This is a genomic window from Allobacillus salarius, assembly GCF_007559425.1.
In the GTDB taxonomy this organism is placed as follows: Bacteria; Bacillota; Bacilli; order Bacillales; family Alkalibacillaceae; genus Allobacillus; species Allobacillus salarius.
In genome coordinates, this window is the sequence record NZ_VMHE01000011.1 from 17,016 (window position 1) to 33,703 (window position 16,688).

13 protein-coding genes and 1 other annotated feature are annotated in these 16,688 nt (G+C 42.0%); all 13 genes read left to right on the forward strand.

Going from position 1 to position 16,688, the window contains the following annotated elements; genetic code table 11:
* The first annotated feature begins 2 nt into the window (after positions 1 to 2).
* The 13 genes from nusG to tuf all read left to right on the forward strand — a co-directional run bounded on the left by nusG (position 3) and on the right by tuf (position 16,343).
* Positions 3 to 536 (forward strand): transcription termination/antitermination protein NusG, encoded by a 534-nt coding sequence (nusG, locus tag FPQ13_RS07540; RefSeq protein WP_144088731.1) that lies wholly within the window; start codon positions 3 to 5, stop codon positions 534 to 536.
* 133 nt (positions 537 to 669) lie between these two features.
* Positions 670 to 1,095 (forward strand): 50S ribosomal protein L11, encoded by a 426-nt coding sequence (gene rplK / locus FPQ13_RS07545; RefSeq protein ID WP_144088732.1) that lies wholly within the window; start codon positions 670 to 672, stop codon positions 1,093 to 1,095.
* Between the two features lie 161 nt (positions 1,096 to 1,256).
* The gene (gene rplA / locus FPQ13_RS07550; RefSeq protein WP_144088733.1) at positions 1,257 to 1,952 is read left to right on the forward strand and encodes a 50S ribosomal protein L1; all 696 of its coding nucleotides are present in this window, start codon (positions 1,257 to 1,259) and stop codon (positions 1,950 to 1,952) included.
* 56 nt (positions 1,953 to 2,008) lie between these two features.
* Positions 2,009 to 2,174, forward strand: a sequence feature (ribosomal protein L10 leader region).
* 56 nt (positions 2,175 to 2,230) lie between these two features.
* Positions 2,231 to 2,731 carry a 50S ribosomal protein L10 gene (gene rplJ / locus FPQ13_RS07555; protein ID WP_144088734.1) on the forward strand — a complete coding sequence of 167 codons (501 nt, stop codon included), beginning with the start codon at positions 2,231 to 2,233 and terminating at the stop codon, positions 2,729 to 2,731.
* A gap of 54 nt (positions 2,732 to 2,785) precedes the next feature.
* A complete protein-coding gene (gene rplL, locus FPQ13_RS07560; protein ID WP_144088735.1) occupies positions 2,786 to 3,148 on the forward strand; it encodes a 50S ribosomal protein L7/L12 in 363 nt (120 codons plus the stop codon).
* A 115-nt stretch (positions 3,149 to 3,263) separates the two neighbouring features.
* Positions 3,264 to 3,869, forward strand: coding sequence for a class I SAM-dependent methyltransferase (locus tag FPQ13_RS07565; RefSeq protein WP_144088736.1), 606 nt, complete (start codon positions 3,264 to 3,266; stop codon positions 3,867 to 3,869).
* A 431-nt stretch (positions 3,870 to 4,300) separates the two neighbouring features.
* Positions 4,301 to 7,849 carry a DNA-directed RNA polymerase subunit beta gene (gene rpoB, locus FPQ13_RS07570; protein WP_144088737.1) on the forward strand — a complete coding sequence of 1,183 codons (3,549 nt, stop codon included), beginning with the start codon at positions 4,301 to 4,303 and terminating at the stop codon, positions 7,847 to 7,849.
* 52 nt (positions 7,850 to 7,901) lie between these two features.
* Positions 7,902 to 11,519, forward strand: a complete 3,618-nt coding sequence (gene rpoC, locus FPQ13_RS07575; RefSeq protein WP_144088738.1) for a DNA-directed RNA polymerase subunit beta' — start codon at positions 7,902 to 7,904, stop codon at positions 11,517 to 11,519.
* Between the two features lie 111 nt (positions 11,520 to 11,630).
* Positions 11,631 to 11,882: a ribosomal L7Ae/L30e/S12e/Gadd45 family protein gene (locus FPQ13_RS07580; protein WP_144088739.1), complete on the forward strand. Its 252-nt coding sequence runs from the start codon at positions 11,631 to 11,633 to the stop codon at positions 11,880 to 11,882.
* A 100-nt stretch (positions 11,883 to 11,982) separates the two neighbouring features.
* Positions 11,983 to 12,396, forward strand: a complete 414-nt coding sequence (gene rpsL / locus FPQ13_RS07585; protein WP_144088740.1) for a 30S ribosomal protein S12 — start codon at positions 11,983 to 11,985, stop codon at positions 12,394 to 12,396.
* Between the two features lie 37 nt (positions 12,397 to 12,433).
* Positions 12,434 to 12,904: a 30S ribosomal protein S7 gene (gene rpsG, locus FPQ13_RS07590; protein ID WP_144088741.1), complete on the forward strand. Its 471-nt coding sequence runs from the start codon at positions 12,434 to 12,436 to the stop codon at positions 12,902 to 12,904.
* Between the two features lie 50 nt (positions 12,905 to 12,954).
* Positions 12,955 to 15,033, forward strand: coding sequence for an elongation factor G (gene fusA, locus FPQ13_RS07595; protein ID WP_144088742.1), 2,079 nt, complete (start codon positions 12,955 to 12,957; stop codon positions 15,031 to 15,033).
* Positions 15,034 to 15,152: 119 nt separating this feature from the next.
* A complete protein-coding gene (gene tuf, locus FPQ13_RS07600; protein ID WP_144088743.1) occupies positions 15,153 to 16,343 on the forward strand; it encodes an elongation factor Tu in 1,191 nt (396 codons plus the stop codon).
* The last annotated feature ends 345 nt before the right edge of the window (positions 16,344 to 16,688 follow it).

The following is a 16,688-nucleotide window of genomic DNA, read 5'->3' on the forward strand; positions in this document are numbered from 1 at the left end:
TTATGGAGAAAAACTGGTATGTGGTTCATACGTATTCTGGTTATGAAAACAAAGTTAAATTAAACTTGGAAAAAAGAATCGAATCAATGGGCATGGAAGATAAGATTTTTAGAGTGATTGTTCCTGAAGAGGAAGAGACGGAAGTTAAAAATGGCAAAAGAAAGACAGCTTTGAAGAAAGTGTTCCCGGGATATGTTTTGACAGAGATGATCATGACGGATGATTCGTGGTTTGTCGTCAGAAATACACCTGGCGTCACAGGGTTCGTGGGATCAACAGGAGCTGGGCAAAAGCCGACACCATTATTGCCAGAAGAATCGGAACGGATTTTAAAACGAATGGGTGTCAAAGATCAAGCGCCTGAAATTGATTTTGAATTAAAAGAGACGGTCCGCGTGACAGAAGGCCCTTTCGCAAATTTCACTGGTACAATCGAGAATATCGATACGGATAAACTGAAGGTCAAAGTCCACGTCAACATGTTTGGTAGAGAAACCCCTGTCGAACTAGACTTTAATCAGATTGAAAAATTATAACAAACCACTTGCATTCATAGTTGAAAAATGCTAAGATTTTTATGTTTCTCATGGCCTTATAGGCTAATGATAAAAATGAGTGGGAGGGGCAAGCCCCAATTACCACATCACGGACTTTAAGGAGGTGTGTCTCGTGGCTAAAAAAGTAGTTAACGTTATTAAACTTCAAATTCCAGCAGGTAAAGCAAACCCTGCACCGCCAGTCGGTCCTGCATTGGGTCAAGCTGGTATTAATATCATGGGATTCTGTAAGGAATTTAACGCGCAAACACAAGATGAAGCTGGCATGATTATCCCGGTTGAAATTTCTGTTTTTGAAGATCGTTCATTTACTTTCATAACAAAAACTCCACCGGCTGCTGTGCTTCTTAAGAAAGCAGCAGGTATTGAATCCGGCTCTGGTGAACCAAACCGTAACAAGGTCGCAACAGTTAAACGCGATCAAGTACGTGAAATTGCTGAAACAAAAATGCAGGATTTAAACGCTGCTGATGTGGATGCTGCAGTACGTATGGTAGAAGGTACTGCCCGCAGCATGGGTGTTACGATTGAAGACTAATGTCAATGCTATGAAAGGTTGCGGATGATTACTTTCGCAACCTTTATTACAGGTTAACAAAAGTCCAGTAGAGACGAATGTCTTTACCCGAAGATTTACTCCGGTAAGTTTTCGTAAGTGGGAGGTTTAACCGTTAAAACCACAATGAGGAGGAAAATATAATGGCTAAAAAAGGTAAAAAATATAGCGAAGCACTAAAATTAGTTGATCGTTCAAAAAGCTATGATTCTAAAGAAGCTATTGAGCTTGTGAAAAAAGCATCTACAGCTAAGTTCGATGAAACTGTTGAAGCTGCTTTCCGTTTGGGTGTTGACCCTAAGAAAGCTGACCAACAAATCCGTGGCGCAATGGTATTGCCACACGGTACTGGTAAAACACGTCGTGTTCTTGTCTTTGCAAAAGGAGACAAAGCTAAAGAGGCTGAAGCGGCAGGCGCTGACTACGTAGGCGATCAGGAATACATCAGCAAAATCAATGAAGGTTGGTTTGATTTTGATGTGATCGTTGCTACACCAGACATGATGGCTGAAGTCGGTAAGCTTGGTCGTGTACTTGGACCAAAAGGTTTAATGCCTAACCCGAAAACTGGTACAGTTACTTTCGAAGTTGAAAAAGCTGTTCAGGAAATCAAAGCAGGTAAAGTTGAATACCGCGTTGATAAAGCAGGTAACGTTCACGTTCCAATCGGAAAAGTCTCTTTCGAAGACGACAAATTGGTAGAGAACTTTGCTGCAATCACTGAAACACTAGTGAAAGCAAAGCCTCAAGCTTCAAAAGGTAAATATATGCGTAATGCTGCCATCTCATCAACGATGGGACCTGGTGTACGCGTAGACGTATCAAGTTTCACCAATTAATCAAGAAATCATTGACTTTTTGATAAACGGCATATATACTATGTCTTGTCAATTAAATAAATGAATGAATTATACCGTAGACAGCAGGAGCAATTTCAATTGCTTAAACAAATCCTGCCGAGGTGTGTGATTTTTGCATTCAATCTATCAAACGTGGATTGAGTCGTAAATGTGTAAACAATCATGCTCCCATGTCTACATGGGAGCTTTTTTAATGGATAAAAGTGATTGACACGCTCACGGTATGAGGAATCAATTTTCAATTAGGAGGTGGAACGATGAGCTCAATTATCGAGCAAAAGAAACAGCACGTGGAAGAAATCGCTGAGAAGTTTTCAAATGCAAAAACAGCTGTATTAGTTGATTATCGTGGATTGAATGTTGAAGAAGTCACTGAACTTCGTAAACAATTAAGAGAAGCGGGCGTTGAATATAAAGTTTACAAAAACACAATGACACGCCGTGCAACTGAAAAAGCAGGCTTTGAAGAACTACACGAAGTTTTAGTTGGACCGACAGCCATCGCTTTCTCTGAAGACGATGCAGTTGCACCAGCTAAAGTGTTAGGTGGATTTGCGAAAGAGCATGAAGCTTTGGAAATCAAAGGTGGCATTGTTGAAGGAAACGTTGCGACACTCGATCAAATCAAAGAACTTTCCGAACTACCATCTCACGAAGGGCTTCTATCTATGCTTTTAAGCGTACTACAAGCTCCAGTCAGAAACTTTGCATACGCAACAAAAGCGATTGCAGAGCAAAAAGAAGAAGAAGGTGCCTAAATATAAGCGCCTAATCGTATAGACGTTAACTAAAAATACTAAGGAGGATTTAACATGTCTAAAGATCAAATCATTGATGCGATTAAAGAAATGTCCGTTCTAGAATTGAACGATCTAGTAAAAGCTATTGAGGAAGAATTCGGTGTTACAGCTGCTGCACCAGTTGCAGTTGCTGGCGGTGGCGGAGAAGAAGCTGCTGAAGAAAAATCTGATTTCGACGTTGTACTTGAAGATGCAGGTGCTTCTAAGATTAAAGTTGTTAAAGCAGTTCGTGAAATCACAGGCCTTGGCTTGAAAGATGCGAAAGAACTTGTTGACAACGCACCAGGCGCTATTAAAGAAGGCGTAGCTAAAGAAGAAGCTGAAGAAATGAAAGCTAAACTTGAAGAAGTTGGCGCGAAAATCGAACTTAAATAGTCAACAAACTCCAATAAGCTCGCTGAACCAGTTCAGCGAGCTTGATTTTTCATGGATTGAACAAATTCAAATAAAGTTATTCCTAGATGAATTTTCAATGAAGGTGGTCGGTTAAATGAGCGAGCACTATTATGAGCGTCACCCCACAAGTGAAAGCAATCCTACTTTTTTCAACGCAATATTAAACACGTTCACATTTACTTTCCAAACAGATGATGGTGTATTTTCCAAAAAACAAGTTGATTATGGCACAAAAGCGTTATTGGCACAATTTAAGCAGCCGAAGGTTATGGGTGAATTTTTAGATGTCGGTTGTGGATATGGTCCGATCGGAATTACGTTAGCAAAACAGTTTCCGGGACGATCTGTTGTAATGGTTGATGTCAATGAGCGTGCGATCCGCTTAGCACAAGAGAATATTGAATTGAACGATTTGGAAAATGCGAAGGTTCGTTTCAGTGATGCATTATCTGCTGTTAAAGATGAACAATTTGCTTCGGTCATTACGAATCCACCATTTCGTGCTGGAAAGAAAGTGGTTCATCAAATAATGGAAGAAAGCTTTGATGTATTAAAACCTGGTGGCGAACTATGGGTTGTTGTACAGAAAAAGCAAGGCGCACCTTCATTAAAGAAAAAGCTAGAATCATTATTTTCACAAGTGGATACAGTCAGCAAAGATAAAGGGTACTATATTTTGCGTGCCCAAAAGTTTGACTAGCTATCATACGGTGTGATAACATTAAAAAATGCCAATAGATTTATTTTTTTGTCAAGTGTTTTTTGAAAAAATACTTGTCGGCAGATCTGGATGGTAAAAACAGATGAAGTTACGATTCTACTGTTCTGATGTATAATATTCTTCAGATAAACCGATAATGGTACCGTTCATTAAACATGAATTGAGGTCTTAATGGTACATGAAACTTCTTCTATTAACTTATAACTTTATAACTTGACATTCTTAGGAATGTTCAAATAGATGCTTGCATTAAGCCTTTTAAAGCAAGCAAGTTCGGCATGCATTCTTGTCGGACCATTTTTATTTTACTTAAGCTCTTTCTGAAAAGTCCTCTCCGATGAATGTGGAGGTTCATCAGTTAGGATGAGAGAGCTCTTTCTTTTAAATCTGGTAGTTGAGGGGTGAAGCAGTTGTTAGGTCAACTAGTCCAATATGGTCGACACCGCCAGCGTAGAAGTTACGCGCGAATTAGTGAAGTTCAAGAGCTTCCTAACTTAATTGAAATTCAAACCGCTTCTTATGAATGGTTCTTGGAAGAAGGTTTGAAAGAGATGTTCAAAGATATTTCACCGATTGAAGATTTCACCGGTAATTTATCTTTGGAATTTGTGGATTATAGTTTAGGCGAGCCTAAATATCCATTGGATGAAGCGAAAGAGAGAGATGTGACATATAACGCCCCGTTGCGGGTAAAAGTTCGTCTTTTGAACAAAGAGTCTGGGGAAGTGAAAGAACAAGAAGTCTTTATGGGTGATTTTCCGTTAATGACAGAAAACGGAACATTCATCATCAATGGCGCAGAGCGTGTTATTGTATCCCAGCTTGTGCGTTCACCGAGCGTTTATTTCAATGACAAAATTGATAAAAACGGTCGTAAAGGTTACACATCAACCGTCATTCCTAGCCGTGGTGCATGGTTGGAAATGGAAACGGACGCGAAAAACGTTGTTCATGTACGAATCGACAGAACCCGTAAATTGCCGATCACGGTTTTATTGCGTGCACTCGGATTCAGCTCAGACGAAGAAATTATCGACCTAATCGGTGATAATGAGTATTTACGTAATACGTTAGATAAAGACAATACTGAAGATAGCGATAAAGCGCTTATTGAAATCTATGAAAGATTACGTCCTGGAGAACCGCCAACGGCTGAAAACGCACGTAGTTTATTGTTCTCACGCTTTTTTGACCCGAAACGCTATGACCTAGCACGGGTAGGACGTTATAAAATGAATAAAAAGCTTCATATTAAAAATCGTTTATTCAACCAAGTGTTGGCAGAGACGATTGCAGATGAAGAGACTGGTGAAGTGCTCGCCCGAAAAGGTGACAAATTGAACCGTCGTTTACTGGATAAATTGATTCCTTACTTTGAGAAGGAAGAAGACGCAGCTGGCGAAAAGATTCTAGAGCCGCAAGATGGCGTGTTAGATGAACCAGTTAAAGTTCAATCCATTAAAATTTTCGATCCGACAGACCCAGAGGGCGAAAGAACATTAAATGTTGTGAGTAATGGAAATGTCAGCCAAGACATTAAGCATATTACGTACGAAGATATTTTAGCTTCCATTAACTATTTCTTTAACATTTTGCATGAAGTCGGAAACACAGACGACATTGACCACTTAGGTAACCGTCGTTTGCGCTCTGTTGGTGAATTGCTTCAGAATCAGTTCCGAATCGGTCTGTCAAGAATGGAACGTGTCGTTCGAGAAAGAATGTCCATCCAAGATAGTGAATCGATTACACCGCAGCAACTGATCAACATCCGACCGGTCATTGCATCTATTAAAGAGTTCTTCGGAAGCTCTCAGCTATCACAGTTTATGTATCAAACGAATCCATTGGCTGAATTGACGCATAAACGACGTCTTTCAGCGTTAGGACCTGGTGGTTTGACGCGCGAACGTGCTGGTTTCGAAGTGCGTGACGTTCACTACTCTCACTATGGTCGTATGTGTCCGATTGAAACGCCAGAAGGTCCAAATATTGGGTTGATTAACTCATTATCTTCCTTTGCGCGTGTTAATCCATTCGGCTTTATTGAAACACCATATCGTAGAGTTGATCACGAAACAGGTGTAGTTACTACTGAAACTGACTATCTAACAGCAGACGAAGAAGATAACTATATTGTCGCACAGGCGAACGCACCATTGAATGATGATGGCACATTCCAAAACGAAGAAGTCATCGCTCGTTTCCGTGGTGAAAACATTGTCGTCGATCGTGATCAGATTGACTATATGGACGTTTCTCCAAAACAAGTTGTATCAGCTGCGACAGCATGTATTCCATTCTTGGAAAACGATGACTCAAACCGTGCATTGATGGGTGCGAACATGCAGCGTCAGGCTGTACCATTGTTGCGAGCCGAAGCTCCTTTAGTAGGAACAGGCATGGAATACGTATCAGGAAAAGACTCCGGTGCTGCAGTCATCAGCAAGCATGATGGGATTGTTGAAAGAGTAGATGCGAAAGAAATTTACGTTCGTCGCATTTCTGAAGTAGACGGAAAAGAAGTAGAAGGCGATTTAGATCATTATCGCTTACAGAAGTTCATCCGTTCGAACCAAGGAACGTGCTACAACCAAAAGCCGATCGTCTCAAAAGGCGACCGCGTCGTAAAAGGAGAAATCCTTGCTGACGGTCCATCGATGGATAATGGTGAATTGGCACTTGGTCGAAATGCTCTCGTTGCATTTATGACTTGGGATGGATATAACTACGAGGATGCGGTCATCATGAGTGAACGCTTCGTCAAGGATGACGTATTTACTTCAATCCACATCGAAGAGTTTGAATCAGAAGCGAGAGATACTAAGCTCGGACCGGAGGAAATCACTCGTGATATTCCGAACGTTGGAGATGAAGCGCTGAAAAACTTGGATGAAGACGGAATTATCCGCGTTGGTGCAGAAGTCGTGGATGGCGATATTCTTGTCGGAAAAGTAACTCCTAAAGGTATGACTGAACTATCTGCAGAAGAACGCTTATTACATGCAATCTTCGGAGAAAAAGCTCGAGAAGTTCGTGACACGTCGCTACGTGTGCCAAATGGCGGTGGCGGAATCGTTCACGATGTGAAAGTATTTAACCGAGAAGACGGTGATGAGCTTTCTCCTGGTGTGAACAAACTCGTTCGTGTGTATATCGTTCAGAAGCGTAAGATTTCAGAAGGGGATAAAATGGCTGGTAGACACGGTAATAAAGGTGTTATCTCAAAAATTCTACCTGAAGAAGACATGCCATTTATGCCAGACGGTACCCCGGTAGACGTTATGTTGAACCCGCTTGGCGTTCCATCTCGTATGAATATCGGTCAGGTTCTTGAGCTCCATTTAGGAATGGCTGCTAGAGAAATGGGCATTCATGTTGCGACACCGGTATTCGACGGAGCGAACGAAGAAGATGTATGGGAAACGATGACAGAAGCCGGCCTTGCTAGAGATGGTAAAACAGTTCTCTATGATGGTCGTTCTGGCGAAGCATTTGATAACCGCGTATCCGTAGGTGTCATGTACTTGATCAAGCTTGAACACATGGTAGATGATAAATTGCACGCTCGTTCCACTGGACCATACTCATTGGTTACACAGCAGCCACTTGGTGGTAAAGCTCAATTCGGTGGACAGCGTTTCGGTGAGATGGAAGTTTGGGCATTGGAAGCATATGGTGCCGCATATACACTACAGGAAATCTTAACCGTTAAATCGGATGACGTCGTTGGACGTGTACAAACATACGAAGCGATCGTCAAAGGTGAAAATCTGCCAGAGCCAGGTGTACCAGAATCGTTCCGCGTCTTGATCAAAGAGCTTCAAAGTCTTGGGATGGACGTTAAGATGCTGACAGATGAACAGAACGAAATCGACATGAGAGATTTAGAAGATGATGAGCAAGCTGGCGAACAGCTGAATGTCGATATAGAGAACAAAGAAACATCAGATGAATAAAGCCAGAAGATAAAACCACCTATCGCAGGATAAAATAAGGGAGGTAGGCTCCTTGATAGATGTCAATAAGTTTGAGTTTATGAAAATTGGTTTAGCCTCACCGAATAAGATTCGTTCTTGGTCTTACGGTGAAGTGAAAAAGCCAGAAACAATTAACTATCGTACGTTGAAGCCTGAAAAGGACGGTCTTTTCTGTGAGCGAATTTTTGGACCGACAAAAGATTGGGAATGTCACTGTGGTAAATACAAACGTGTTCGTTATAAAGGTGTCGTTTGTGATCGCTGTGGCGTTGAAGTAACGAAATCAAAAGTACGAAGAGAGCGTATGGGGCATATTGAATTAGCTGCCCCTGTCTCTCATATTTGGTATTTTAAAGGGATCCCGAGTCGTATGGGACTAGTGTTAGACCTCTCACCACGTGCGTTGGAAGAAATTATTTACTTTGCTTCCTACGTCGTTACAGAGCCAGGTGACACACCTCTCGAAAAGAAACAGTTGCTTTCAGAGAGAGAATACCGAACTTATTATGATAAGTACGGTAATGTCTTCAAGGCACAAATGGGTGCGGAAGCAATCCGTAAACTTCTTCAAGATATCGATTTGGAGAAGGAAGTTCACGAATTAAAAGAAGAGTTGAAAACAGCTCAAGGTCAGAGACGTACGAGAGCCATCAAGCGTTTAGAGGTTCTTGAATCTTTCCGTAATTCTGGAAACGATCCGTCTTGGATGATTTTAGATGTACTGCCAATCATCCCTCCAGAACTACGTCCAATGGTTCAGTTGGATGGTGGTCGATTCGCAACGTCTGACTTGAACGACTTATACCGCCGGGTTATTAACCGGAACAACCGATTGAAAAGATTGTTAGATCTTGGTGCACCATCCATTATCGTTCAAAACGAAAAACGGATGCTCCAAGAATCTGTAGACGCACTCGTCGACAACGGTCGTCGTGGTCGTCCAGTTACTGGACCAGGAAACCGTCCGCTAAAATCTCTTTCACATATGCTGAAAGGTAAACAAGGGCGTTTCCGTCAAAACTTATTAGGTAAACGTGTTGACTATTCCGGACGTTCAGTAATCGTCGTTGGACCGAACTTGAAGATGTATGAGTGTGGATTGCCGAAAGAAATGGCTATTGAATTATTCAAGCCATTTGTTATGCGTGAACTCGTTAAGCGCGGCTTAGCACACAACATCAAGTCAGCCAAACGAAACATTGAACGATTACGTCCAGAAATCTGGGGCGTGTTGGAAGATGTCATTAAAGAACACCCTGTCTTATTAAACCGTGCACCAACACTGCACCGTTTAGGGATTCAAGCATTCCAGCCTAAATTGGTAGATGGCCGTGCCATCCGTTTGCACCCGCTCGTTTGTACAGCATATAACGCTGACTTTGACGGAGACCAAATGGCTGTTCACGTACCACTTTCACCAGAGGCACAAGCAGAAGCAAGAATTCTTATGCTTGCGGCACACAACATTTTGAATCCGAAAGACGGAAAACCAGTCGTTACACCTTCTCAAGACATGGTATTAGGAAACTACTACTTGACGCTTGAGAGAGAAAACGCACTTGGTGAAGGTTTTGTATTCGGTAATGCAGATGAAGCAAGACTCGCTTACGATAACGGCTATGTACATTTACACAGCCGGATTGCAATCGATGCGGGATCATTGAAAAATCCGAAGTTTACAGAAGAGCAAAACAAAAAGTTATTGCTAACAACTGTCGGAAAGATAATTTTCAATGATATCTTGCCGCCAACGTTCCCTTACATGAACGAACCGTCCAAATCGAATCTACATGATGGACTTGAAGATCATCACTTTATCGATCGAGACGTCAATGTGAAGGAAGCGTTGAAAGAACGCGAGCTGAATTTACCATTCAAAAAAGGTATTCTCGGAGATATCATTGCGGAAGTCTTTAAGTTTTATAAACTTTCAGAGACGTCTAAGATGCTTGACCGTTTGAAGGACTTAGGCTTTAAGTACTCAACGAAAGCCGGGATTACCATTGGTGTTTCCGATATCGTTGTACTGGCAGATAAAAATGAGATCTTGGATGAAGCACAAGAAAAAGTAGATAACGTTCAGAAGCAGTTTAAGCGAGGACTTATCACGGACAGCGAACGTTATGACCGTGTCATTCAAATTTGGACAGATGCCAAAGACGTCATTCAAGAAAAACTGATGAAGTCATTGGAACCGTTGAACCCAATCTTCATGATGAGTGACTCGGGTGCGCGTGGTAACCCATCTAACTTTACGCAGCTTGCAGGTATGCGTGGCTTGATGGCTAACCCATCTGGACGAATTATCGAACTACCAATTAAATCGAGCTTCCGTGAAGGACTAACTGTCTTGGAATACTTTATTTCCACGCACGGTGCACGTAAAGGTCTTGCAGATACGGCGCTGAAAACGGCAGACTCTGGTTACTTAACACGTCGTTTGGTAGATGTTGCACAAGATGTCATCATCCGTGAAGAGGATTGCGGTACTGACCGTGGCATGACGGTTTCCACTATACAGGAAGGAAACGAGGTCATCGTTCCTTTAAGTGATCGCTTAGTTGGAAGAACAGCGTTCAGAGCTGTGAAACATCCAGAAACAGGCGATGTCATCGTTCAGCGTAATGAGTTAATTACTGAAGATATTTCCGCTGAAATTTTAGAAGCGGGCATTGAATCAGTAACGATCCGTTCTGTATTCACATGTAACACGCAACATGGTGCTTGTAATAAGTGTTACGGACGTAATATGGCGACAGGCGACCAAGTAGATGTTGGTGAAGCAGTTGGTATTATTGCAGCTCAATCGATCGGTGAGCCAGGTACTCAGTTAACAATGCGTACCTTCCACACAGGTGGGGTTGCAGGTGATGATATTACCCAAGGTTTGCCGCGTATTCAAGAAGTCTTTGAAGCACGTAATCCGAAAGGTAAAGCAGTTATCACAGAAATCAACGGTACCGTTACGGATATTAATAGTGAAAAAGATAAAAAAGAAGTCATTGTACAAAGTGATGTGGAAACGAAGACGTACACGACACCGTACAATGCACGTATAAAAGTAGAAGTTGGAGACGTCGTCGAATCAGGCGAGGCGTTGACGGAAGGTTCAATCGATCCGAAAGAATTGATTGTTGTTCAAGGAACACAAGGCGTACAGGAATACTTGCTTAAAGAAGTACAAAAAGTATACCGTATGCAAGGTGTTGAGATCAGTGACAAACACATTGAAGTCATGGTCCGTCAAATGCTTCGTAAAGTCCGTGTGAACGACGCCGGAGATACAGAATTGCTTCCTGGTTCACTCATGGAAGTCAATCAGTTTAGAGAAGCTAACCAAGAAGTGTTGTTGGAAGGTAAACAACCAGCGACAGCCAAACCGGTCATTCTTGGTATTACGAAAGCATCACTTGAAACAGACTCCTTCTTGTCTGCGGCATCCTTCCAGGAGACTACTCGTATCCTGACAGATGCAGCGATAAAAGGTAAGTACGATGAATTGCTCGGATTGAAAGAGAACGTCATCATCGGTAAACTTGTCCCAGCAGGTACGGGGTTACAAAGATATCGACGCTTAGAAGCTGAAAAAGATGAAGCTTTCCAAGAAACAGAAGAAGAAAACTTAGAAGAACAAACACAAGAAATATAAGGTTTGGAGCACCTTGAAAAAGATTGATGTTATCATTGACAACATTTTTAGACAATGATAATATATTCAAGGTGCTTCATACTAAAGTTGTTACTTTGGAGGATTACGAGAATGTCTTATGAAAAAGTAGCAGAAGCTAAAAATAATTTAGTCATTGGAGCGAAACAAGTACAAAAAGCCATGAAAGATGGCGAAGTACTAGAAGTCGTAGTTGCAGAAAATGCTGAACGACGTGTGACGGATCACATACTGCTTACTGCTGACCAAATGAACGTACCCGTTGTATTTGTCGAATCGATGAAACAATTGGGGAAAGCAAGTGGTATTGAAGTAGGCGCAGCTACAGTGGCAATCAAAAAATAAACTTTGCACGACCTGTTCGTGTTAAGTTTTGTTTTTTGCTTAAAGATGAACCACCTGGATGTGTGGGATTACAAAACGAGACAAGAAGGGAGGAAACAACATGCCAACTATTAACCAATTGGTGCGTAAAGGACGTCAATCCAAAACAAAAGGTTCTGACTCTCCAGCACTTAATAAAGGTTTCAACTCGTTCAAGAAAAAATTTACGAATAACAATGCTCCACAAAAACGCGGAGTTTGTACACGTGTTGCTACTATGACTCCTAAAAAGCCAAACTCAGCACTTCGTAAATATGCACGTGTTCGTTTGTCTAACCAGATTGAAGTTACAGCTTACATTCCTGGAATTGGGCACAACTTGCAAGAGCACAGTGTCGTATTAATTCGCGGTGGCCGTGTAAAAGACTTGCCAGGGGTACGTTACCACATCGTACGTGGTGCATTAGACACTGCCGGTGTTGAAGGACGTAAACAGAGCCGTTCTAAATACGGTGCGAAAAAAGCTAAAAAATAAGTAACAACTATAAACGATGAGGAAAGGAGGAGTAGCTATGCCACGTAAAGGAGCCGTACCAAAAAGAGATGTGTTGCCAGATCCGATTCACGAATCAAAACTAGTAACACGTCTAATCAACCAAATTATGGTTGACGGTAAAAAAGGTGTTGCCCAAAAAATTCTTTATAATGCGTTTGATCTTGTTGGTGAACGTACTGGTCAAAACCCAATGGACGTATTTGAAGAAGCAATGAAAAACGTTATGCCTGTTCTTGAAGTTCGTGCTAGACGTGTTGGTGGGTCTAACTACCAAGTACCAATGGAGGTTCGTCCAGAACGTCGTCAAGCGCTAGGTTTACGTTTCATCGTAAACTATTCAAGACTCCGCGGGGAGAAAACGATGGAAGAGCGTCTTGCGAATGAAATCATGGATGCAGCCAACAATACAGGTGCAGCAGTGAAACGTCGTGAAGAAATGCATAAAATGGCTGAAGCCAACAAAGCTTTCGCACACTATCGCTGGTAAAAATCATTTAATAAAAAAACATAGCAGTTATGCAGAAAGGAGAAATGATTATGCCAAGAGAGTTCTCCTTAGACAAATATCGTAATATCGGAATCATGGCTCACATTGATGCCGGTAAAACTACTTGTACTGAAAGGATTCTTTTCTATACTGGTAGAATTCATAAACTCGGAGAAACTCACGAAGGTGCATCTCAAATGGACTGGATGGATCAGGAGCAGGAGCGTGGAATCACGATTACCTCTGCTGCGACAACAGCTCAGTGGAATGACCATCGTATCAATATCATTGATACTCCAGGACACGTTGACTTTACAGTAGAAGTTGAACGTTCCCTACGTGTTCTTGACGGTGCTGTAGCATTGTTAGACGCACAGTCTGGAGTTGAGCCGCAAACAGAGACAGTGTGGCGCCAAGCAACAACATACGGCGTACCGCGTATTGTATTTATTAACAAAATGGATAAAGTGGGGGCTGACTTCCTTTATTCCGTAGGCACATTGAAAGAAAGATTGGGGGCAAATGCTCACCCAGTCCAGCTACCAATCGGTGCTGAAGACCAATTCGAAGGAATTATCGATTTGGTTGAAATGAAAGCTTACATCTATGAAGATGACCTAGGAACGAAAGCATCAGATACAGAAATTCCTGACGAGTACAAAGAGCAAGCACAAGAATATCGTGATCGCTTAGTTGAAGCTGTGTCAGAACTTGATGAAAACCTAATGGATAAGTATTTGGAAGGTGAAGAAATTTCCAAAGAAGAATTGAAAGCAGGAATTCGTCAAGCAACTGTAGATGTTGATTTCTACCCAGTATTCTGTGGTTCAGCATTTAAAAACAAAGGTGTTCAGCTTCTACTAGATGGTGTAGTAGACTACTTGCCATCACCATTAGATGTACCTCCAATCCAAGGTTTCGATAAGAAAACTGAGGAAACAGTTGAGCGTAAATCTGATGATAACGAGCCATTCTCAGCATTGGCATTTAAAGTTATGACTGACCCTTATGTTGGTAAGTTGACATTCTTCCGTGTCTACTCAGGTACGTTATCTAGTGGTTCATATGTCCAAAACACAATCAAAGATAAACGTGAACGTGTTGGACGTATCCTACAGATGCACGCAAACCACAGAGAAGAAGTAGACACTGTTTATGCAGGAGACATTGCTGCGGGTGTTGGACTGAAAGACACTGGTACAGGTGAAACACTATGTGCCGAGAAGAGTCAAGTTATTCTAGAATCAATGGACTTCCCTGACCCAGTTATCGGTGTCGCGATTGAACCAAAATCAAAAGCTGACCAAGATAAAATGGGTACTGCTTTAGCGAAACTTGCTGAAGAAGATCCAACGTTCAAAACGGAAACAAACGAAGAAACGGGTCAAACAATCATTCACGGTATGGGTGAACTTCACCTTGATATCATCGTTGATCGTTTGAAACGTGAATTCAAAGTAGATGCACAAGTGGGAGCTCCACAAGTTGCTTACCGTGAAACGTTCCGTGCCTCTGCAAACGCTGAAGGTAAATTCGTACGTCAGTCGGGTGGTCGTGGACAGTTCGGTCACGTTTGGATTAAATTCGAACCAAACGAAGAAGGAGCTGGCTTCGAATTCGTTAACAATATTGTTGGTGGGGTTGTTCCACGTGAATACATCCCAGCTGTTGAAGCAGGAATTAAAGAGTCATTGGAAAATGGTGTTCTTGCCGGATACCCATTAATCGATATCAAGGCGACACTATATGACGGTTCTTACCACGATGTTGACTCTAACGAGACTGCCTTTAAAGTAGCAGCATCAATGGCTCTTAAAGAAGCTAAAAACAAATGTAACCCAGTTCTATTGGAACCAATGATGAAAGTAGAAATCGTTGTTCCTGAAGAATACATGGGAGACATCATGGGTGATATTACTTCTCGTCGTGGCCGTGTTGAAGGAATGGGTAGCCGCGGAAACGCATCTGTCGTTAACGCATTCGTCCCACTTGCTGAAATGTTCGGTTACGCAACGTCACTTCGTTCTAACACGCAAGGACGTGGAACGTTCACTATGTACTTCGATCACTATGAAGAAGTTCCAAAATCGATTTCTGAAGAGATCATTAAGAAAAATAGTGGACAATAATTGATTTTTATCAATAAATCACTTATAAAAGTATTGTAAGTTGTTGTCTTTTGGTATAATGCCAAAAGACAACATGACAATATAAAAAAACTTTTATTTCATTTAAGGAGGAAATATAAATGGCTAAAGAAAAATTCGACCGCTCCAAGCCCCATGTTAACATTGGTACTCTTGGACACGTTGACCACGGAAAAACTACTTTAACTGCAGCAATCACTACTGTACTTCACAAGCATTACGGTGAAGGTTCTGCAATGGCTTATGATCAAATCGATGGTGCTCCAGAGGAGAAAGAGCGTGGAATCACAATCGCTACTTCTCACGTTGAGTATGAAACTGCAAACCGTCACTATGCACACGTTGACTGCCCAGGACACGCAGACTACGTTAAAAACATGATCACTGGTGCTGCTCAAATGGATGGTGCGATCCTAGTTGTTTCTGCAGCTGATGGCCCAATGCCACAAACTCGTGAGCACATCTTGCTTTCTCGCCAAGTTGGCGTGCCAGCATTCGTTGTATTCTTGAACAAAACTGACCAAGTTGACGACGAAGAGCTACTAGAACTAGTTGAAATGGAAGTTCGTGACCTACTAAGCGACTACGACTTCCCTGGCGACGACATTCCAGTTGCACAAGGTTCTGCTCTTAAAGCACTAGAAGGTGACGAAGAGCACGAAAAAGCAATCCTTGACCTTATGGAAAAAGTAGATGACTACATTCCAAACCCAGAGCGTGACACTGACAAGCCATTCATGATGCCTGTTGAGGACGTATTCTCAATCACAGGCCGTGGTACAGTTGCAACTGGCCGTGTTGAGCGTGGACAAATCTCTGTTGGTGACGAAGTTGAAATTATCGGTCTTGCCGAAGAAGCTTCTAAAACAACAATCACTGGAGTTGAAATGTTCCGTAAGCTTCTAGACTATGCTGAAGCTGGAGACAACATCGGTGCTCTTCTACGTGGTGTATCCCGTGAAGAAATCAACCGTGGTCAAGTACTAGCTAAGCCTGGTTCAATCACTCCACACACAAACTTCAAAGCTGAAGTTTATGTACTATCAAAAGATGAAGGTGGTCGTCATACACCATTCTTCACTAACTACCGTCCACAGTTCTACTTCCGTACAACTGACGTGACTGGTGTTATCCAATTGCCAGAAGGCGTTGAAATGGTAATGCCTGGTGACAACGTTGAAATGGACGTTGAACTAATCTCCCCAATCGCGATTGAAGAAGGTACTAAATTTTCAATCCGTGAAGGTGGACGTACAGTAGGCGCAGGCGTTGTAGCGTCTATCCAAAAATAATTATTGTACAAAATTACAAACACCGCTTATCCAGTTTATGGGTAGGCGGTGTTTTTTGATACAGTGTTTTCATGTGGCGCTCTATTCCCCCGAACGATCAAGAGAAAGAGCCAAAGAGTCGAATAGAGGCGTTCTATACCCCTGAACGCACAAGAAAAAGAGCTAAAGAGTCGAATAGAAGCGTTCTATACCCCCGAACGATCAAGAGAAAGAGCCAAAGAGTCGAATAGAGGCGTTCTATACCCCCGAGCGCACAAGAAAAAGAGCCAAAAAGTCGAATAGGAGTACTTTATCCACCCAAACGATCCGGAAAATAAGTTAAAAAGTCTTATAGAAACCTCCAAA